Genomic DNA, 18,314 nt, shown 5'->3' with positions numbered 1-18,314 from the left:
GATCACGCTTCGCATCGCTTTTCTGTCTTCTCTGGCTTTTCTCTCGTGACCGCGGGCCTTCTCAGGTACCGCCGGCGGATCCCCCCTCCACCGGCGCTCCTGTGTGGCCCCGGTGGGTCCGGCAGCGGACCTCAGGCCGGCGGGCTCTCCCGACCGGCCTTTCTTTTTTGTCCTCCTCTCCCCGAGGATCGCGCGCGGGAGGGAGCGGCCCCGCGGCGCGCTGCGGAGCGCGGCCGGTCACGGGAGCGATCGCGCCGCGAGGGCTGGCGGGGCCGCGGCGTACCGCTCGACCTCGCCGACGAGTTCCAGTAACGACGAGCGGGTCGAGCGGTACGCCGCGCCCTCCTCGCCGCCAGGGTCGTCGTCGGGGGGGGGCGGTCCAGCGGAGGGCCAGAGATGACGCAGGAGCATCGCGGTGGGCGCAGGCAGCGCGTCGACCTCACGAATTGCGCGGCCGAGCCCATCCATATCCCCGGCAGGATCCAGCCGCACGGCGCGCTGCTCGCCCTCTCCCCCGGCGACCTCGCCGTCCGCCACGTCAGCCTCAACGTCGGGGCCCTGCTGGGGAGCGCGCCGGAGGCGCTCCTCGGGCGTCCGCTGCTCGATTACCTCGCGGCGGCAGAGGGCGCAGATCTCGAGTCCGTCCTCCGATCACCGGACCCCTCCGCGATGAACCCCCTCAAGGTGCGCCGCAGGGACGGCGGCGACGGCGGCGCGACCGCGTGGCTCGACGCGATCGTCCACCGGGCGGGCGAGCGGCTGATCGTGGAGCTCGAGCCCGTGGCCGCGCCCGGCGACGTGTCGTTCTCGAGCGTGTACCGCGCGATCCACGCGGCGATCGAGCGGATCCAGTCGGCGGAGGGGCTCTTCGACGCGTGCGAGGCGACGGCCGAGGAGATAAGGCGCCTGACCGGCTACGACCGGGTGATGATCTACAGGTTCGACCGCGACTGGAACGGGGAGGTCATCGCCGAGGCCAGGGAGGCGGACATCGAGCCTTACCTCGGGCTGCGCTACCCCGCCTCCGACATCCCGCCGCAGGCGCGGGAGCTCTACCTCCGGAACTGGATCCGCATCATCCCTGATGTCGACTATCAGCCTTCGGACATCGTCCCTCCGCCGGACGCGCCCATCGATCTGAGCTTCTCCGTGCTGAGGAGCGTCTCGCCGATGCACATCCAGTACCTCAAGAACATGGGTGTCGGCGCCTCGATGAGCGTCTCGCTCATCCGCGAGGGCGCCCTCTGGGGGCTCATCGCCTGCCACCACCGCGCGGCGAGGCCGCTGTCGTTCGAGATCCGGCAGGGCTGCGAGCTCTGCGGGAGGTTCCTGTCGATCCAGCTCGCGGCCAAGGAGAAGCTCGAGGACAGGGAGCGAAAGCAGGAGCTCAGGGCGCTGGCCGACGAGGTCGTCGCGACGGTCTCGCGGCGGGAGGACCTCATGGCCGGGCTCGCGGAGAGCGACGGAGCGCTCCTGAAGCTCGTGGACGCGTCGGGCGTCGCCCTCTTCCACGGAGACGCGGTGAGCCCGCTCGGTCTCTCGCCCGCGCCCGAGGAGCTCAGGCGCCTGAAGGCGTGGATCCGGCGCAACGTCGCGGATCGGCCGGTGTTCCACACAGACAGCCTCGCGAGGGTCGAGCCCGCCCTCGCCGACATCAAGGACGTTGCGAGCGGCGTGCTCTGCATCTCGATCCCGGAGCCGGAGCCCTGGTACGTTGTCTGGTTCCGGCCCGAGGTGATCCAGACCGTGAGCTGGGGCGGCAACCCCGAGAGGCCGGTCGAGAGCTCGGCCGAGGGCACGGTGCTCGGCCCCCGGCGCTCGTTCGCCCTGTGGAAGCAGATCGTCGAGCAGACCGCCGTCGCCTGGAAGCCCGCCGAGATCGAGGCGGCCGAGCTGCTCCGGCGCGCGCTCATCGAGCTCGATCTCACGCGGCAGGTCGTCCGGGAGCGGAGCGCGCGCGCCGCGGTCGAGCGGAGCAACGCCGAGCTGGAGCAGTTCGGGTACATCGTGGCGCACGACCTCAAGGAGCCGCTGCGCGGGATCAGGTCGTTCTCCACCTTCGTGATGGAGGACGACGGGGCGGCGCTCTCGTCCGAGTCGCAGGACCACCTGAAGCGCATCGGCGATCTCGCCGGGCGCACGATGGAGTTGATAAGCTCTCTTTACGAATACTCCCGCGTCACCCACGTGGACTTCGCCTTCGGCGAGGTCGACCTGAACGAGGTGCTCGCCGACGTCGAGCGGCGGCTCTCGGGCACGCTCCGGCTGCGCGGCGCCGCGATCCGCGCGCCGCGGAGGCTCCCCAGGGTGGTCTGCGATCGCATCCGGATCGCGGAGGTGCTGGCCAACCTCATCTCGAACGGCATCAAGTACAACGTGAGCCCGGAGCCCTGGGTCGAGGTGGGCTTCGACGAGACCGCCAACCCCACCCTCTTCCACGTCAGGGACAACGGGGTGGGCATCCCCGCGGACGAGCGGCACCGGCTCTTCACGATGTTCGAGCGACTCTCGACCGCGGCGCAGTACGGCGAGGGGACGGGCTCGGGGCTCGCCATCACCCAGCGGATCATCGAGCGGCACAAGGGGAAGATCTGGGCGGAGTCGCCGCCTGGCGGGGGCACGACGTTCTACTTCACGCTCGCCGAGGCGCCCTTCACGGACGCGTGAGCCGGGGCGCGCCGGCGCGTAGGACGCGCGCCAGGGGCCGTCGGGCGCGCGTCAGGGGCCGTCGGGCGCGCGCCGCGGGTGGACGGTGGCGGAGACGATCTTCCAGTCGCCCTCGACCTTCTCCATCCGGAGCGCCACGGGCAGCTCGTCGCGCCGGACCGGCTGTCCGTGCCGTGCGCCGGTGACCGTCGCGGTGGCGGTCACCTCGGCGGTCATGCCGGCGGGGTCGACCTGGATGTCCGTGCCGCCGAAGCTCACGTCCGCGGTCTGGTAGATGACGGCGGCCTGGGTCGCGGCCGCCGTGAGATCGTCGCGGCCGCTGAGCCGCTCGTCGAACTCGACGATGCGGGCGCTCACCTCCTTCGCGAAGATCTCCGCGAACTCCTTGCGAACACGGCCGTGGCGCACGAGCGGGTTCCGCTCGCCGTCGTCGATGCGCACCGCGTCCTCGAGCTGCGCGAGGCGGGCGCGGATCCGGTCCTCCTCGGAGGGCGAGAACAGCAGCGCCACGACGGCGAGGACGACACCGACCGCGATGAGCCCGAGCGGGAGCCAGCGCTTCATGCAGGGAGTATAGGCGACGGCGCCGCGCAGGCGCGCGGAACGGGCGCGCGGGCGCGCGGGAACGGGGCGCGGCGCCCGTCAGGCGCGCACGCTGATCGCGGCGAGGGCGCACACCTTGAGCGCGCTCAGGATCGCCTCGCGGAGCCGCGCGGAGCCGAGCACCTCTTTCCAGAGATAGCCCGCGATGCCGAGCGACTGCGCCCGCGTCAGCATCATCGGGGCCGGCTGGCCCGTGATGAAGATCACCGGGGCGTCGGTGACGCGCTTGAGCTTCTCGAGCAGCTCGAGGCCGTCCATGTCGGGGAGGCGGTAATCGAGGATGATGCAGTCGGGCCGGGTCTTCGCGCACTCCTCGAGGGCGGCCTTGCCCGTGGGCGCCTCGATCAGCTTGACCTCGACGTCCGCCCAGTCCCTGAGATAGCGCCCGTAGATGGTGCGATCGGTGTCGCTGTCCTCGACGAGGAGGATCACTGCCTTGCGGAGCGCCATGGGGTCCAGGTTCCCTTCTCCAGGCGCCCGGCGCAACATGGACGGCGCCGATCGCGGATGAGGAGCTGCCCGGATCGTCGCGCGGGCAGCCCCTGACGCGGAGGGCCGCTGGCTAGCGCCCGACGATCGGCTCGAGGCACCTGTCGCGCGCGTCGCGAAGGGCGCCGAGCTCCACGTCGATGACCTTGCCGCCGCCGGCCTCGATCGCGAGCCGGCCGCCGCCCGTCGTGCCGAGCTCGAAGCACGGCACGCCCGCGGACTTCGCCCTCCGCGCGACCTCGGGGGCGTCCTCGGGCCGGACGCTCACGACGATCCGGCTCGGCGCCTCGCCGAACAGCGCCTCGGCGAGCTCCTCGCGCGCTTCATCGTTCGGCCCCTCCGGCAGCCGCACGCGGGCGCCGACCATCGCCGCCGGGTCGTCGGCGGCGGCGCAGCACTCGCCGAGCGCGATCGCGAGCCCGCCGTCGGCGACGTCGTGCGCGCTCTGGAGGAGGCGCGGCCGCGCGCGCGCGAGCTCGAGGCAGAGCGCCTGGAGCCGCGCCTCGCGGTCGAGGTCGAGCGAGGGGCTCGGGCCCTTCACCTCGCCCGTGTGGCGCGCGACGTACTCCGAGCCGCCGAGCGGGCCGCCGCGCGGGTCGCCGAGCAGCAGCACCGTGAGGCCAGCGGCCGGGAACGAGGCCCGCAGCACGTCGCCCGCGTCCGCGACGAGGCCGACGACGGCGACCGTGGGGGTCGGCAGGATCGCGCGGCCGTCGGTCTCGTTGTAGAGCGACACGTTGCCGCTCACGACGGGCACCGAGAGCGCGCGGCACGCCGCGGCCATGCCGTCGATCGCGAGCGCGAACTGCCGCATGATCTCCGGCCGCTCGGGGTTGCCGAAGTTGAGGCAGTCGGTCAGGCCGATCGGCTCCGCGCCCGCGCACACGACGTTGCGGCACGCCTCGGCCACCGCCATCGCGGCGCCCTGGAACGGGTCGAGCTCGCAGAGGCGGCCGTTGCAGTCGCTCGAGAACGCGAGGAGCTTCTCGAACCGCCGGCCGTCCTTCTCGCACGGGACGCGCACCACCGCGGCGTCGCTGCCCGCCCGGACCTCGGTGCCGCCCCGCACGATCTGGTCGTACTGCCGCCACACCCACGCGCGCGAGCCGAGGTTCGGCGAGCCCGCCATGGAGAGGAACAGCTCGGACCAGGAGGGCGGCGCCGGGATGGTGCGCGGGTCGAAGGCGCGGCGCGCGGGCAGCGCGGCGTCGTCGCGCTGCGGGCGGTCGTACTTCGGCGCCGCGTCGGTCAGGAAGTCGACGGGGAGATCGCAGACGACGACCGGGCTCTGCGCGACGCCGGCGGCCGCGCCGCCGAGCGGGTCGTAGCCGGGCGTCGCGCGCACGACCCAGCGGCCCGTGTCGGTCACCTGGCCGATGATCGCCGCGTCGAGCTCCCACTTCGTGCAGATCTCGATGACGCGCGCCTCGCAGCCGGGCTTCGCGACGAGGAGCATGCGCTCCTGCGACTCGCTGAGGAGCATCTCGTAGGGCGTCAGCCGGGCGGCGCGCCGCGGCACGAGGTCGAGGTTCAGATCGAGGCCGCTGCCGCTCCTGCCCGCCATCTCGACCGACGACGAGGTGAGCCCGGCGGCGCCCATGTCCTGGATGCCGACGAGCAGGTCCTCGGCGAAGATCTCGAGGCACGCCTCGAGCAGGAGCTTCTCCATGAAGGGGTCGCCGACCTGCACCGTGGGCCGCTGGCTCGGGCCGCCCTCGGAGAACTCGTCGGAGGCCATGGTGGCGCCGTGGATGCCGTCGCGCCCCGTCTTGGCGCCGACGTAGAGGACGTTGTTGCCGACGCCGCTCGCGCGCCCGTAGAAGATGCGGTCGGAGCGGACGACGCCGCAGGTGAAGGCGTTGACGAGGATGTTGCCGTCGTAGGCGCGGTCGAAGAAGAGCTCGCCTCCCACGGTGGGCACGCCGATGCAGTTGCCGTAGCCGCCGACGCCCGCGACGACGCCGCGCAGGAGCTGCGGCGTGCGCGGGTGGTCCGGCCGGCCGAAGCGGAGCGAGTCGAGGTTGGCGATGGGGCGCGCGCCCATGGTGAAGACGTCGCGGAGGATGCCGCCGACGCCGGTGGCCGCGCCCTGGTAGGGCTCGATGTACGACGGGTGGTTGTGCGACTCCATCTTGAAGACGGCCGCGAACCCGTCGCCGATGTCGACGACGCCGGCGTTCTCCCCGGGCCCCTGGATGACGCGCGGGCCGGTCGTGGGCAGCCGGGAGAGGTGCACGCGCGAGCTCTTGTACGAGCAGTGCTCGCTCCACATCACGCTGAGCACCCCGAGCTCGGTGAACGTCGGCTGCCGTCCGAGCCGCTCTCGCGCGCGCTCCCACTCGCTCGCCGAGAGCTTGTGCGCCTGCGCGAGCGCGAGGTCGACCGGCGGATCGCCGGGGAAGGAGGAGGGGGAGGGAGAGGTCAGAGGGTCGGCAGCCATCGCGGCCCTAGCTAGCGCAAGGACGCGGGGAGGGGAAGGAGGGGAGCGGGCGGGCGAAGCAGGCAGCGCGCCGCGCCCCCGCCGGACCCGAACGGAGCGGGTGAGCCCCGCTCCGGCTAGGCGTCTCGCTTCACGAGCAGCGCCGTGAGGTCGTCTATCTGCTTCGCCGAGCCGGCGAACCGGCGCACCTCGGCGAGGAGGGCGCCGAGGATGTCGGAGGTGGGCCGGGCGTGAAGGCGGTGGATGAGGTCGCCCACGCGCTCCTTGCCGAACACCTGACCGGCGGCGTCCTGGTACTCGTAGAAGCCGTCGGTGAGCAGCACGAGGAGGTCGCCCGGCGCCATCACGAGGGGCGGCGTCGAGGGCAGGTCGAGGTCCTTGAACATGCCGAGCGGGACCGTCGACGGATCGCGCCAGACGACCTGACCCTCGGCCGCCCGGTAGTGGAGGAGCGGGCCCTGCCCGGCCGCGTGGTAGCGGAGCTGGTGCGTCGTCGGGTCGAGGATGCCGAGGAACGCCGTGATGAAGCGGTCGTTCGGCAGGTCCTCGATGAGCTGCTGGTTGATGTGGTGCATGAGCGCGTCCATGTCGGCCGAGAGGCGGAGGCCGATGCGGAGCATGGCGCGGAACTGGGTCACGCTGAGCGCGGGGCCGATGCCGTGGCCGGCCGCGTCGGCGAGCAGGAGGAGCATCGGCGGCGCGTCGGAGCGCTCGTCGAGCCGGATGACGTCGTAGATGTCGCCGCCGGTGTCGTCCGCCGGCTTGCTGAACGCCGACAGCGAGTATCCGGGGCAGCGCGGGAGCCGCCGCAGCAGGATGTTCTGCTGGATGTCGCGCGCGATGGTGAGGTCGTGCTCGAGCTTGATCTTGATCATGCGCTCCTCGAGCAGGAGCGTGCGCTGGACGGCGACGGCGGCCTGCGCGGCGAGCAGCTCGGCCACGTCGCGCTCGTCCGGGCCGAAGTGGCCCACCGCCGAATTCAGCATCTGGAGCACGCCGACGAGCTTGTCGTCGAGCCCGATGAGCGGCACCGTGATCAGGGATTTCGTGTGATATCCCGTGCGGCGGTCGATCTCGGGGTTGAAGCGCGGATCGGCATAACAGTCGTCGACGACGATGGTCTGGCGCCTGCGCGCGCACTCGCCGGCGATGCCCTTGTCGATGCTGACGCGGATCTGCGTCTCGCCCGTGGCCACACGCGAGTAAAGCTCTTTGGCCTCGGCGTCGTAGAGGAAGACGCTCCCGCGGTCGGCGCCTATCACCTCCCGCCCCGTCTTGATGATGAGCTCCAGGAGCTCCGTGAGATCGCACGGCGCCGCGAGCTTGCGCGAGACGTCCAGGATCAGGATGAGCGACGACGCATCGATCAGGGAGGGAGTGCCCACGCGCATGCGACCGGAGAGTTTGGGCTACGTGGAAATAGGGGTCAAGACATGGTCTCGCCCCGGGATGTCCACGGCGAAGCGTTCCGGAGCGCTCCGGGCTGTCCCGGAGCGTTCTGTGCCGTTCACGCGCGCGCGTGACGTCGCTTTCAGCGTCGGGCTCGGGCCGGCGATCTCCGTCGCCGCCGTGCTCGGGGCGAGGAGCGCGAGAGCTGCGAGAGCCGGCCGAACGCCGGCGTCGAGAGCGCCGCGGCGGCGCGGCGAGAGCGCGCGAGCGCGCGATCGACGTCGCGTCGCGTCGCAGCGCGCGCGGCCGTGGAGTCGGCGCTACCACCTCGGCCCTACCTGTCCTAGAACACGCGACGCACACTCCCTTGAAAGCGAGCTCTTCATGATCCGCCTCCGCCTCGCCGCCCTCGCCCTGCCCGCCGCCCTGATCGCGGCGGCGTGCGACGCGCCGCCCGCGCCCGTGGGCGCGGCGCCCGACGCGTCGCCAGCCCCCGCCGCGTCGCCTTCGGACCCGCCGCTCGCCTCCGCCGCGGCGTCCGCCGCGCCGCCGGCGAGCGCCCCGGCGGCGCCCGAGGACGCGGGCGCCCTCGCCGTCGCGGACGCGGCGGCGCCCGAGGACGCGGGGGCGGCGGCCGGAGACGCGGGCCAGCGGCCGCCGAGGGACGCGGGCGGCGCGGCGGCGCCGGACGACGCGGGCGCCGTCGCGTCCGTGACGGCGGACGGGGGCGGCGAGCGCGCCGAGGCGCAGGCGGCGTCGTCCGCGCCCGGCGCTGGCGCGCCGCCCCCGGTGCCCGCCGCCGAGGCCGGCTCCGCGGAGGCGGTGGCGGCGGAGGTCGACACGATCTTCGTCGGCAAGAAGACGTACCTCGCCCGCTTCAAGCAGGAGCACACGCAGAAGATCTCCGGCGCCGTCAAGAAGCAGAGCGGCACGCTGTCGGTCGAGAAGCCGAACAAGCTCTCGTTCCGCTACGATCCGCCGATCCAGAATCGCATCGTCTCCGACGGCGTGTCGCTCAAGGTCTACGTCGCCGAGGACCGGCAGATGTTCGTCACGCCGGTGCAGAACTCGGAGTATCCCGGCGCGCTCTCGTTCCTGATGGGCCACGGGCTGCGCCCGTCGTTCACGTTCACCTTCAACGAGAAGGCGAATTTCGAGGGCGGCCCCGTGCTCGTCGGCAAGCCGCGGGCGCCGACTCCCCATTACGAATACGTGATGTTCTATATCGACAGGGCGCTGCTCGCGAAGAAGGACCCGGGCGTCATCCGGCGCGTCCTCATCGTCGACGCGCAGGGCAACCGGAACCGGTTCGATTTCGAGAACGCGTCGCAGCCGGCGTCGATCGATCCCGCGGAGTTCCGGTTCACCGCGCCGCCCGGCACCGACGTCAAGCAGAACTGATGATCCCGCGACTGGCCCTCTCCGAGCTCTTCCCCGACTTCCATGCGGCGTGGGTCCTCGCCGAGGACGAGGACCTCATCGTCGTCGACAAGCCGGCTTTCATGTCGACGCACGCGCCGGAGGCGGACCGCATCGACGACGTGGTGACGCGCCTGCGCGCCTTCCTGCGCGGCCGCGGCGACGCCGACGACTACCTCGGCATCCACCAGCGGCTCGATCGCGACACCTCGGGGGTGCTCCTGTTCACGCGGCGGCGCGAGGCGAACGCCGCCGTCGCGCGGCAGTTCGAGGGGCGCACGGTGCAGAAGACGTACGTCGCCGCCGTCGCCGGCTTCGGCGACCGCGCGCCGCGCGGCACCCTGCGGCACCGGCTCGTCCCGGCGCCGGGCGGCGCGATGCGCGCGATCGCGGAGGCGGGCGCGGGGCGAGAGGATCGGGCCGCGGGCGGCAGGAAGAAGGCCGCCGCCGGCGCGGATCGGGCCGCGGCCGGCGCGCTGGCGATCACCCGCTACCGGCTCCTCGAGCGCCGCGGCGACCGCGCCCTGCTCGAGCTCCGGCCCGAGACAGGCCGCACCCACCAGCTCCGGGTGCAGCTCGCCGCGATCGGCCTGCCCATCGCCGGCGATCCGCTCTACGGCGGCGCCGAGGCCCCGCGCCTGCTGCTGCACGCGGCCGAGCTCCGCCTCGACCACCCGGCCACGGGCGCGCCCGCGGCCTTCCGGTCGCCGCTGCCGGCGGCCTTCGAGGCGTGGCTCTCGGCCGCGCCGGCGGACCCGTACGCGGGGGGCGTCGAGGCCGTCGAGCGCGCCATGCGCGAGGCCGCCGAGCGGCGCTACGGCGTCGCGCGCGCGGGCGACACGACGGCGCTCCGGCTCGTCCACGGCGCGGGCGACGGCCTGCCCGCCGTCTCGGTCGACCTCTACGGCGAGCACCTCGTCGTGTCGCTGTTCGGCGGCGGCGAGGGCGAGCCGGGCGCGCCGCCGCGGGACGTCGTGCTCGACGCGGCGCACCGGCTCGGGGCGAAGGGCGTCTACGTCAAGGTGCGCCCGAAGCACGCGAGCGTCATCGTCGACGCGCGGCGCGAGGAGTTCGCGCCGCGGCACGCCGTCCGGGGCGAGAGCGCCCCGGAGGAGTTCACCGTGCTCGAGCACGGCCTGCCGTTCAAGGTGCGGCTCGGCGACGGGCTCTCGACGGGCATCTTCCTCGATCAGCGCGAGAACCGGCGACGGGTGCGCGAGCTCGCCCGGGGCGCGCGGGTGCTCAACCTGTTCGCCTACACCGGCGGCTTCTCCGTCGCGGCCGTGGCGGGCGGCGCGCGCGAGAGCGTCACGGTCGACGTGTCCCGGGGCGCGATCGCCTGGGCGCGCGACAACCTCGACGCGATCGGCGCGGACCCGGCGGCGCACGTCGTCGTCGAGGCCGACGTGTTCCCGTGGCTCAGGGCCGCGGCCCAGGCCGGCCAGCGCTTCGACCTGATCGTGCTCGATCCGCCGAGCTTCGCGACGACGAAGAAGAGCCGCTTCAGCGCGGCGAGCGATTTCGGCGCGCTCGCCGCGCTCGCGTTCCGCCTGCTCGCCCCGGGCGGGAGGCTGCTCGCCTGCACGAACCACCGCGGCATCGCGCGCGCCAGGTTCCGGCGCCATTTGCACGAGGCCGCGCGTGAAGCAGGATGCGACGTCGTGCAGATGAAAGACCTCCCCGATCCCGTGGATTTCCCGAGCGAGCCAGGCACGGAGTCCCATCTGAAGAGCGTCCTCGCCACCGTGGGCGCGCCGGCCGCGAAGGCCGCGAAGGGCGCGCCGGTCATGAAGGGCGGGCCGGCCGCGAAGGGCGCGCCGGTCATGAAGGGCGGGCCGGCCGCGAAGGGCGCGCCGGTCATGAAGGGCGGGCCGGCCGCGAAGGGCGCGCCGGCCGTGAAGGGCGCGCCGGCCGCGAGGGCCCCGAAGGGCGCGCCGCTCCCGAGGGCCGCGAGGCCCGGAGGCGCTCGCAAGGGGCCGGCCGCGCCGGCGCGGGCGTCCCGCCGAGGTGCGCGATGAGCCAGCGCCGCCTGCTGATCACGATCCGCTCGTACGCGTACCTGGAGCCGGCCTTCCTCGCCGCGGGCGACTTCGAGCCGGGCCTCGTCGAGCGCAAGAGCTTCCCCGACGGCGAGCGCTACCTGCGCGTCGCGGTCGACTGCTGGGGGCGCGACGTCGTCCTGCTCGGCGGGGCCCCTCAGGACCTCGACTGGCTGGAGATCTACGACCTCGGCTGCGCCATCTCGCGCGCCGGCGCCCGGTCGCTCTCGATCGTGATGCCCTATTTCGGCTACGCGACCATGGAGCGGGCCGTGAAGCCGGGCGAGGTGGTGACCGCGAAGACGCGGGCGCGGCTCATCTCGGCCATCCCCACGTGCGACGCGGGCACGCGCATCTTCCTCTTCGATCTGCACACCGACGGCATCGAGTTCTATTTCAGCGACTCGCACGTGACGCGCCACCTCTACGGCGCGCCGCTCATCACGCAGGCGGTGCGCGCGCTGATGGGCGACCGCCCGTACGTGCTCGCCGCCACGGACGCCGGCCGGGCCAAGTGGGTGCAGAGCCTCGCCCGCACCCTCGGCGTCGAGCCGGCGTTCGTCTACAAGGAGCGGCGCGGCGACGGCGTCAGCGTGACGGGCATCAACGCCGATGTCTCCGGCCGGGAGGTCGTCATCTACGACGACATGGTCCGCACCGGCTCATCGCTCGTCCAGGCGGGGCGCGCCTACCTCGCCGCCGGGGCCTCGAAGGTCCACGCGGTCACCAGCCACCTCGTCCTGCCGGGCGACTCGCTCGAGAAGATCAGGAAGGCGGGCGTGTTCACGACGCTGATGGGCACCGACTCGCACCCCGGCAGCCAGCAGCTCGCCGGCACGCCCGGCGCCCTGTTCTCCGTCGCGCCTCTCCTCGTGCGCGCGCTCGAGCGCACGCCGTAGGCCTCACCGGGGGCCCGACGCCGGCGCGGGCCGGCCGCCGAGCTCCTCGTACAGGCCGGTGAGCCGCTCGACGACGCTCGCGATGTCGTACCGGGACCGCGCCCGCTCCCAGGCGCCGCGGCCCATCCGCTCGCGGAGGTCGACGGAGCCGAGCAGCCGGGTGATCCGCTCGGCGAGCGCGTCCACGTCGCCCGCCGCGATGACGAAGCCGCTCTCGCCGTCGACGATCACCTCGGGGATCGCCCCGACCCGGGTCGCGACGACCGGCCGGGCCGCCGCCATCGCCTCGAGGAGCGCGATCGGCAGCCCCTCCGCGTGCGATGGGAGGATGAACACGCTGCTCTCCTCGAGCACCCGGGACTTCGCCTCTCCGCGCACGCTGCCCAGAAACCGCACGCTGTCGCCCAGCCCGAGCTCCGCGACGAGGCGCTTGTAGCCGGCGAGGTCGTCGGGCTCCGCCGGCCCGGCGAGGTCGAGCACCGCGGCGGGGTGCTGCCGGACCACCTGCGCGAACGCCCGGATCGCCTCGGGGACACCCTTGCTGTCGTTGATGGCACCGAGGTGCAGCACGCGCGGGGCGGCGGGGAGCGGGGGCGGAGCGGCCGGCACGGCGACCCCGTTCTCCAGGGTGACGATGCGGCAGCCGGGCGCGACGCTGCCCAGGAAGTCGGCCCAGTACTCGCTCAGCGCGATCACCGCGTCCGCCCCGCGCAGGCTCCGGGCGATCCACCCCTTGAGCCGGCTTTCGGCCACGAATTCATCGAACCGGCTGCCGTGGATGTGCAGGATCGTCCGGTAGCCGAGCCACTGGCCGAGCTGCGAGAGGACCGCCTTCTCGTGGAAGGACCACCCGTAGGACGAGTGAATGTGAAGGACGCGGCACGCGGGGCGGCTCGCGACGATCGCCGCGCACCCGCGGGCGAAGCGCGCCAGCTTGCCCCGCAACCCGGGCTCGGGGGCGGTGTCGCAGTGGCGCGTGGGGATCCGCTCCAGCATGGTCTCCACGTAGGTCGCGATCCCCCCCACCGCCGGGGCCCGCGGACCGATCACCAGCACACCCGTACGCTCAGACATTGGCATCCCCGCTCGCCTGCTTCAGGATCCGGGCGGGGACTCCGCCCACCGTCGCGCCCGCCGGGACATCCTTGATCACCACCGCGTTCGCGCCCACCACCGCCCCGCGCCCGATGCGGATCGGGCCGAGGATCTTCGCGCCGGCTCCCAGGTAGACGTCGTCCTCCACCACCGGCACCTCGTGGTGGCCCGAGCGCCCGCCGATCGTCACCTGCTGGGCGATGGTCACGTTCCTGCCGATCCGCGCCCGCGCATGGACCACCACCCCCATCCCGCCGTACCCGAACCGGGTGCCGGCGCCGATCTCGGCGCTGGGCGGGATCGAGCTATTGTACAGGAGGAATATCAGCCAGTAGAGCAGCCTGGGGACCACGGGGATTCGCCTGACATGGCACCAGTGCGCGACGTTGTACAGATGAATGGCGTTCATGGGGTTCTCGACGGAGCTCGCCCGTGCCGGTCGCCATCCCATGGGTCCACCTCGTCGCCAGGGTGATGCGGCCAGGTGGTGGGCTCGAACGACCGGGCATGGACATGCCACGGGCACGGTGTGGCCGTCGAGCCCTCCGGAGGCTCCGGGGGTAGGAGTCCGACGTAGGTTGGCCTACCGCGCCCGTCGGCTCCTGCGACCGGACGCGGGTTGCTTCTTGATCGCCGGAGCCGCGGGTGGAGGACGATTCCTGTCCACGCCCGGCTTCTGGCGCGGTCAGCGCGACTCTCCCTCACTCACCGGAACACAGGTGTTGTTCGTGAGCCTGTCGATCGCGCTCTGCGCGAGCAGGAGGAAGCAGGCGGAAGCAGGAGGAGATCCATGTCGAGCGCGCGCTGAATTCCCTTGCCGGCGGGGATCGGCGCGTGGATGCTCTCCACGGATGCGCGGATCGCGCAGAAAGGATGAGCGTCGAGGCCATGGACGAGCTGGTACGAACGGTCGCAGAGAAGGTTGGCATCCCGGAAGACAAGGCGCGCCTGGCCGTGGAGACGGTGGTCAATTTCCTCAAGGCGAAGCTCCCCGCTCCGCTCGCCGCCCACGTCGACACCGCGCTCGGCGCGGCGGCCCCCGCCATCGCCAACCTGGACGTGGGCAGCCTCGCGGGCTCGCTCGGCGGCCTCTTCGGCAAGAAGTAGCGGCCTCTCCCGCCTCTCGCTGCCCGAGCGCCCTCTTCCGTCGATCACCTCTCCTCTCCTGAAATCGCCCCTCCTCTCCTGAGCTCGGCGACGCGACTCCGCTCACGGCGCGGAGGGGCGCGGCGTTGTGCTCATGTCCAGGACGCGCCCGGTCCATCGCTGTCTCGTGCGGCTCGAGCAGCCCTCCTGTGCCCGAGGCGCTTCACGTACGGTCCCCGCGCGGCCCCGCCGCGCGGCCGCGTCGTCGATCTGGGTCGCGCCTTCGCATCTCCACGCCGCGCGCGCGTCCCGAGCGCGGCGTGGAGGTAGGACGAGCGCGGGAAGCCGCGGGGTTCCTGGACGACGCGCGCGCCGCGATGCATCGCCGCTGCACAGGCGGGCTCCGGCACCGGGCTTGCGAGCGTCGAAGACCTGGAGAAGCATCCGCCCACCTCCCTCTTCGCGGGCGGCCGAGCTTCCGCGGCGAGAGGAGCGATATTCCATGGCGTCCGTGATCGGCGGCGAGGCCGCCTTCATCGGGTCTTTGACTGAACTGATCGAGCTCAATTGGTCCGCGGTGGACGCGCTCGCAGCGGCGCTCGCGCGGATGAGCCGCCCAGGCGACAAGAGCCGGCTCGCGAGCTTCCTGAAAGACCACGAACGCCACCTCGAGGAGCTCGCCGCCATGGCCCACGAGCTCGGCGAGCCCCCCGTGGACAGCGCCGTCCGACCCAGGCTGAAGAGCAGGGGGTTGACGCACGGGATCGTCGGAGATCGCGCGATCCTGGAGGCGATGAGGCATTACGAGGAAGATAGCTGCGCTGTCTACGAGCGGATGCTCGCGTCCCGAGAGGGCCTGTCCGACCGGGCGCGCGACGTCCTGCGCCAGGCGCTCGCCGTGGAGCGGCGTCATCGGGAGTGGTTCTCCGAGCAGCTCGACTCCCGTCAGGGGCTCTTGCTCTTGCCGCTGTAGCCTTCCGCGGTCTCGTGTATCATCGACGCAATGAATCGCCCTCTTCTGCTTGCCTCCGTTGGCCTTGCCCTCTCGCTCGTGGGCTGTGACGAGCCCTCGAAGCCGGCCGCCCCGGCGGCGTCGGCCGCTCCCGCCGCGCTGGCGCCTGCGTCAGCGCCCCCCGCGGCGAGCCCCGCGGCCGTGGCCAGCGCGCCGCCGAAGCGGCAAGAGGCCGTGTGCACGAGCAAGAGCGACCCGGTGACGTTCTCTCACCCTGCGCTCGAGGCCCGGGTGCGGCAGCAGCTCCAGAAGCCCGAGGGGCCGATCAAGCGCGCCGAGCTCAAGAACATCAAGACGATGAACCTGTCCGACGCCCAGGGGCTCGACGAGCTGGATCCGTGCATCTTCTCCGAGCTCACGGGCGTCAAGGGCCTCTACCTGCCGCCGGGCAAGATCGACGATCTCCGCCCGATCAAGGGCCTGCTCCGGCTCGAGTCGCTGCGCGTCTCGGCCACCCTGGTCAAGGACCTCTCGCCCATCGCCGGCCTCGTCAAGCTCGACCGGCTCGACATCGGCCGCACGCCCGTCAGCGATCTCTCGCCGCTCGCCGGCCTCACCAACCTGACCGAGCTCCAGATCGACGAGACCGAGGTGACGGATCTCGGCCCGCTCGCCAGCCTGAAGAAGCTCGAGATGCTCCAGATGAAGCGGACGCGGGTGAGCGACGTGTCGCCGCTCCAGGGGCTCAAGAGCCTGAAGAACGTCTATATCGAGGGCTCGCGGGTCGAGGACACGAGCCCGCTCCGGACCATCCCCGGGATCAAGATCCACGAGGGGTGACGCGCGCGGGCCGGGCGCTGCCGCCGCGCCTGGCCGAGCGCCGCCGCGCCCCGCCGAGCGCCGCCGCCGCCGCGAGCAGCCCGAGCTGCCAGCCCGACGGTGCGCCGACCGCGCTGCCCGCGCCGGCGGCGCTGCACTCGCAGCGCATCTGCCCGTGGACGGCGCCGTTCATGTGGGGAACGTCCTCCGCCGCGCCGCCTGCGCCGCCCGCTCCGCCGGAGCCGCCGGCCCCGCCGGCCCCGCCGGCCCCACCGGAGCCGCCGGCGCCGCCGACTGCGCCCGGCGCAGGGGGCGTGTCGATGACGTAGAGCGCCGGCTCCGCGCCGTGGGCCAGGAACGGGCGCCGCGGGAGCGCCGGCCCGAGCGGCAGCGCGGCGATGCGCGCGGCCGGCCACACGACCGCCGCGTCCGGGTCGAGCCGCCACGCGGCGGCGACCTCGTCGTCCGGCACGGCCCGCCGCGCGCCGCCGTCGACGAGCCACACGGAGGCCGCGTCGTCGTCGCCGCGCACGATCAGCGGCGACGCCGGGAACGCGTCGCCCTCGGGCAGCGCCTCGAGCTCGGCGTCCGGCGCGGCGGCGACGTCCCAGAACCGCGAGAACCCCCACGCGTCCAGCGCCTCGGCGTCGCCGATCGGCCGCCTCACGCCGTCCGGCAGATCGAGCGGGCACGAGAGAGCCTGCGGGCTCCCCTCGAGCTCGACCTCGTCGCCGCTCAGCGCGTCGACCCCGTAGGCGCGGACCGCGTGCTCGCCCCCGAGCAGGCTGAGCGGCATCGGCGCCTCGAAGCCGTGCGCGCACGAGCCGAGCGGCGCGCAGAGATCGTCCCGGTGCCGGTCCGCGGGGAGCGTGTGGCCCTCCGCGCCCGCGTCCGTCGCCGCGCCGTCGAAGTAGAGCCGCGCGCTGTGCTGCGCGCCCTCCGCGTCCGGGTCGCGGGCCCAGCCGCGGATGCCGTCGCAGCCCGCGGACTCAAGCGCTCCCTCGGGCGGCTCGTTGAGGAGCGCCCTGTACGAGGCCACGAGCGACGCGTAGGGCGGCACGTAGACCATGCCGACGCCGCTCACGGACTGCCGCACGTTGAAGTGCAGGTGAATCGTGGTCGGCGTGCCCCCGAAGACGTTGGACACCCGCCCGATGCGCTCTCCCCGCGACACGGCCTGTCCCGGCGAGACCTGGACATCGGACATGTGAAGGTAGTCGTAGCGGGTCCCGTCGTCGCCGGTCAGGTACACCGAGTAGCCGCCGACGTTCGTGATCGTGCCGTCCGCGACCGCGACGACCCAGTACTTGCCCGCCTCGCACGTCGGCGGCCGGAGGTCTTGTCCTTGATGACCCGCCCCCGAGGGGCAGAGCGGCATGTCCCACGACCGCGACTCGCAGTAGTTGTCGCGCCACGGATAGGCGTAGTTCTCCGCGTCGCACTGGCTGCCGCGCGGGCCCGCGCTCCCGCCTTTGCTGTACACCTGCGAGTTGGCGAACGCGGGGCCCTCCTCGAAGGGAAAGCGCATCGAGGGCGCGTACACGACGTCGTCGGCGCGCCCCTCGCCCGAGCCCGGGGCGAGCTCCCCGGCCGGATGGTACGAGAAGGGATCGGCCGCGGCCGCGCGCGGCAGCAGCGCGAGCGCGGCCGTCGCGAGCAGGGCGGCGGCGGGGCGGGGGCGGCGAGGGCGGCGCGGCGCGATCATGGGTTGTTCCCCGTCAGCTTCACGCCGACGCCGCCCACGTACACGAGCTCCGAGGCGAGCTCGCGGACGAGCGCGTCCGAGGCGCAGGCCGGCGCCTCCGGCGAGGCGCACTCGATGTCGAGCGCGTACGAGACGCCGTTCTCGATCCAGGAGGCGCTCCAGATGCCCTCGTTCGCCGTGATGAACGCCGGCGCGCCGCGCACGGCGTGGGCCCCGCGGATCGATGGAATGCTGGGGTATTTGCGGGAAAGCCGGGTCATCGTGACCGAGACCGTGAGCGATTCCGTCCTTGCCCAGAACGAGGTCCAGTGATCCCTGGCCACGATGACCGGCGCCGCGAGCAGGTCGCGGCGGGGCGGCACGAGGACCGGCACCTGCGAGGCCTGCGCGGCGTGGGCCGCCGCCCTGGGCAGCGCCGCGAGCGCGTCCCGGTCGAGCGAGGTGGAGGGCGGCCAGACGACGCTCGCGATCACCGGGGTCACCACCATGGCGGTCGACAGGGCGGCGGCCGCCTGTTCGTGCGGCGCCTCGGAGGGGGGCGCGGTCTGCTCGCACGCGGCGACCGCAGCGGCGATGAGGAGGGGTACAGCAAGGGGCACGCCGCGCATGGGCTCTCCCGGGGAGGGGGCCCTCTATTCTAGTCGAAAAAGCGCGCGCCTCGCCAAGAGATGACGTGGCGCGCGCAAGATGTCGTCGGGATGTGACCGGGACG

The 18,314-nt window shown here is 73.0% G+C and carries 15 protein-coding genes; 7 read left to right on the top strand and 8 right to left on the bottom strand.

Annotation, left to right across the window (positions count from 1 at the left end; all coding sequences use genetic code 11):
* The first annotated feature begins 396 nt into the window (after nt 1–396).
* Complete coding sequence (locus WMF24_RS34250; RefSeq protein ID WP_437731649.1) at nt 397–2,667, top strand: ATP-binding protein; 2,271 nt, start codon at nt 397–399, stop codon at nt 2,665–2,667.
* A gap of 51 nt (nt 2,668–2,718) precedes the next feature.
* Here the strand turns inward: WMF24_RS34250 and WMF24_RS34245 are convergent, their stop codons facing one another.
* From WMF24_RS34245 to WMF24_RS34230, 4 genes are all read right to left on the bottom strand, one after another.
* Nucleotides 2,719–3,231 carry a nuclear transport factor 2 family protein gene (locus tag WMF24_RS34245; protein WP_437731648.1) on the bottom strand — a complete coding sequence of 171 codons (513 nt, stop codon included), beginning with the start codon at nt 3,229–3,231 and terminating at the stop codon, nt 2,719–2,721.
* 78 nt (nt 3,232–3,309) lie between these two features.
* Complete coding sequence (locus tag WMF24_RS34240) at nt 3,310–3,720, bottom strand: response regulator (RefSeq protein WP_437731647.1); 411 nt, start codon at nt 3,718–3,720, stop codon at nt 3,310–3,312.
* A 112-nt stretch (nt 3,721–3,832) separates the two neighbouring features.
* Nucleotides 3,833–6,199: a phosphoribosylformylglycinamidine synthase subunit PurL gene (gene purL / locus WMF24_RS34235; protein WP_437731646.1), complete on the bottom strand. Its 2,367-nt coding sequence runs from the start codon at nt 6,197–6,199 to the stop codon at nt 3,833–3,835.
* A gap of 116 nt (nt 6,200–6,315) precedes the next feature.
* Complete coding sequence (locus WMF24_RS34230) at nt 6,316–7,590, bottom strand: PP2C family protein-serine/threonine phosphatase (RefSeq protein ID WP_437731645.1); 1,275 nt, start codon at nt 7,588–7,590, stop codon at nt 6,316–6,318.
* 382 nt (nt 7,591–7,972) lie between these two features.
* On the opposite strand from WMF24_RS34230, the gene WMF24_RS34225 reads away from it, so the two are divergent.
* From WMF24_RS34225 to prs, 3 genes are read left to right on the top strand one after another with little or no spacing between them, the layout of a single operon-like run.
* Nucleotides 7,973–8,989: a LolA family protein gene (locus WMF24_RS34225; RefSeq protein WP_437731644.1), complete on the top strand. Its 1,017-nt coding sequence runs from the start codon at nt 7,973–7,975 to the stop codon at nt 8,987–8,989.
* Entirely contained in the window at nt 8,989–11,025 is a 2,037-nt protein-coding gene (locus WMF24_RS34220) for a class I SAM-dependent methyltransferase (protein ID WP_437731643.1), read from the top strand. The genes WMF24_RS34225 and WMF24_RS34220 overlap by 1 nt, the downstream gene beginning before the upstream one ends.
* Nucleotides 11,022–11,945 (top strand): ribose-phosphate diphosphokinase, encoded by a 924-nt coding sequence (gene prs, locus WMF24_RS34215; protein ID WP_437731642.1) that lies wholly within the window; start codon nt 11,022–11,024, stop codon nt 11,943–11,945. Before WMF24_RS34220 ends, prs begins: the two co-directional genes overlap by 4 nt.
* Before the next feature lie 3 nt (nt 11,946–11,948).
* Here prs and WMF24_RS34210 read toward each other — a convergent pair whose 3' ends face one another.
* Complete coding sequence (locus tag WMF24_RS34210; RefSeq protein ID WP_437731641.1) at nt 11,949–12,995, bottom strand: glycosyltransferase family 4 protein; 1,047 nt, start codon at nt 12,993–12,995, stop codon at nt 11,949–11,951.
* Nucleotides 12,996–13,011: 16 nt separating this feature from the next.
* Nucleotides 13,012–13,449, bottom strand: coding sequence for a serine O-acetyltransferase (locus WMF24_RS34205; RefSeq protein WP_437731640.1), 438 nt, complete (start codon nt 13,447–13,449; stop codon nt 13,012–13,014).
* Between the two features lie 464 nt (nt 13,450–13,913).
* On the opposite strand from WMF24_RS34205, the gene WMF24_RS34200 reads away from it, so the two are divergent.
* From WMF24_RS34200 to WMF24_RS34190, 3 genes are all read left to right on the top strand, one after another.
* Complete coding sequence (locus WMF24_RS34200) at nt 13,914–14,147, top strand: hypothetical protein (RefSeq protein WP_437731639.1); 234 nt, start codon at nt 13,914–13,916, stop codon at nt 14,145–14,147.
* A gap of 481 nt (nt 14,148–14,628) precedes the next feature.
* On the top strand, nt 14,629–15,099 hold the full coding sequence (locus WMF24_RS34195; RefSeq protein ID WP_437731638.1) for a ferritin-like domain-containing protein: 471 nt from the start codon (nt 14,629–14,631) through the stop codon (nt 15,097–15,099).
* A 30-nt stretch (nt 15,100–15,129) separates the two neighbouring features.
* Nucleotides 15,130–15,918 carry a leucine-rich repeat domain-containing protein gene (locus tag WMF24_RS34190; RefSeq protein ID WP_437731637.1) on the top strand — a complete coding sequence of 263 codons (789 nt, stop codon included), beginning with the start codon at nt 15,130–15,132 and terminating at the stop codon, nt 15,916–15,918.
* Here the strand turns inward: WMF24_RS34190 and WMF24_RS34185 are convergent.
* A complete protein-coding gene (locus WMF24_RS34185; protein ID WP_437731636.1) occupies nt 15,899–17,602 on the bottom strand; it encodes a M23 family metallopeptidase in 1,704 nt (567 codons plus the stop codon). The genes WMF24_RS34190 and WMF24_RS34185 overlap by 20 nt on opposite strands.
* Nucleotides 17,599–18,210 carry a hypothetical protein gene (locus WMF24_RS34180; RefSeq protein ID WP_437731635.1) on the bottom strand — a complete coding sequence of 204 codons (612 nt, stop codon included), beginning with the start codon at nt 18,208–18,210 and terminating at the stop codon, nt 17,599–17,601. The genes WMF24_RS34185 and WMF24_RS34180 overlap by 4 nt, the downstream gene beginning before the upstream one ends.
* Nucleotides 18,211–18,314: the final 104 nt, after the last annotated feature.

This window comes from Sorangium sp. So ce1335 (genome assembly GCF_051521615.1).
GTDB lineage: Bacteria > Myxococcota_A > Polyangia > Polyangiales > Polyangiaceae > Sorangium.
Note: the sequence above shows the minus strand (reverse complement) of the source record. Positions and strands in the feature narration are given on the sequence as shown.

Coding starts and splice junctions, on each gene's coding strand:
- WMF24_RS34250 (WP_437731649.1), top strand. CDS start 397: ATGACGCAGGAGCATCGCGGTGGGCGCAGGCAGCGCGTCGACCTCACG.
- WMF24_RS34245 (WP_437731648.1), bottom strand. CDS start 3,231: ATGAAGCGCTGGCTCCCGCTCGGGCTCATCGCGGTCGGTGTCGTCCTC.
- WMF24_RS34240 (WP_437731647.1), bottom strand. CDS start 3,720: ATGGCGCTCCGCAAGGCAGTGATCCTCCTCGTCGAGGACAGCGACACC.
- purL (WP_437731646.1), bottom strand. CDS start 6,199: ATGGCTGCCGACCCTCTGACCTCTCCCTCCCCCTCCTCCTTCCCCGGC.
- WMF24_RS34230 (WP_437731645.1), bottom strand. CDS start 7,590: ATGCGCGTGGGCACTCCCTCCCTGATCGATGCGTCGTCGCTCATCCTG.
- WMF24_RS34225 (WP_437731644.1), top strand. CDS start 7,973: ATGATCCGCCTCCGCCTCGCCGCCCTCGCCCTGCCCGCCGCCCTGATC.
- WMF24_RS34220 (WP_437731643.1), top strand. CDS start 8,989: ATGATCCCGCGACTGGCCCTCTCCGAGCTCTTCCCCGACTTCCATGCG.
- prs (WP_437731642.1), top strand. CDS start 11,022: ATGAGCCAGCGCCGCCTGCTGATCACGATCCGCTCGTACGCGTACCTG.
- WMF24_RS34205 (WP_437731640.1), bottom strand. CDS start 13,449: ATGAACGCCATTCATCTGTACAACGTCGCGCACTGGTGCCATGTCAGG.
- WMF24_RS34200 (WP_437731639.1), top strand. CDS start 13,914: ATGAGCGTCGAGGCCATGGACGAGCTGGTACGAACGGTCGCAGAGAAG.
- WMF24_RS34195 (WP_437731638.1), top strand. CDS start 14,629: ATGGCGTCCGTGATCGGCGGCGAGGCCGCCTTCATCGGGTCTTTGACT.
- WMF24_RS34190 (WP_437731637.1), top strand. CDS start 15,130: ATGAATCGCCCTCTTCTGCTTGCCTCCGTTGGCCTTGCCCTCTCGCTC.
- WMF24_RS34185 (WP_437731636.1), bottom strand. CDS start 17,602: ATGATCGCGCCGCGCCGCCCTCGCCGCCCCCGCCCCGCCGCCGCCCTG.
- WMF24_RS34180 (WP_437731635.1), bottom strand. CDS start 18,210: ATGCGCGGCGTGCCCCTTGCTGTACCCCTCCTCATCGCCGCTGCGGTC.